Annotated in this window: 1 protein-coding gene; it reads left to right on the top strand. The window is 47.2% G+C overall.

Annotated features, from left to right (window positions below):
* The coding region (locus R7093_RS24970; RefSeq protein ID WP_318146986.1) for a PilZ domain-containing protein at positions 1 to 797 on the top strand (797 nt) is incomplete at both ends.

Raw genomic sequence — 797 nt, 5'->3', positions numbered from 1 at the left:
CGTGGTCGCGTCAAAGGCGAATGTCGTGAATATGTTTTAGATGGCATTTCGCATTGGTTGGACGATGTCGCTTTTAATGCTTATCACAAGAACATTAAGAAGTTTGGCACCTACACCGAAGGCATGTGGGAAGCACTGGTCAACACGCGCAATAACTTTCGTGTGATGAGCAAGCTCGCCACGCAGGAAAAGTCTCATTCATTAACCGATCCTAAAAGCCCCTTTCTCGCAGAACCGGTTCACCTCGGTTACGACTTAAAACGCCAAGAAAAGCGGTTGAAGGTTCAGTCCCAGGTAGAAATTCGCCGCGCCAAAGGGCAAATCCTTCATGGATTAAGCATCGATTTGTCGAGCTCTGGGGCAAAATTTAAAGTCCCGAGCGCATTTAAATACAACCTTGGTGAAATCATTCACGTTTCGTTTACCGAGTTTGCAGGCAAGTCGCAAGTTGCAGGCATCGAAAAGCCACTGTCGTATCGAGTATTGGCCGTAGACGATTGCTATGAAAATGATGCCGTGCGCTATCTACGAACCATTCGTCTAACGGAAACCAATGTCGTTGCGCGCGTCATCGACGAAGCATTAAACAGTGCCGCCAAACGCGCACGTCATGACAACCAAGATAAAATCATTCGTGCACGCACACGCGGTTATGAGCACATTGCACTCAAACACACGAGCAACTTACCACTGTTTTTTGATGGTAACGAACTCAAGCTAGCGATGCTGACACCAAACAACCAAAAGTTGTGGCAGTACTGGCACGATGAGAGAAATCAACAAGTCTTTGGCTCCTT

Source organism: Vibrio sp. 1580 (genome assembly GCF_033340055.1).
Note: the sequence above shows the minus strand (reverse complement) of the source record. Positions and strands in the feature narration are given on the sequence as shown.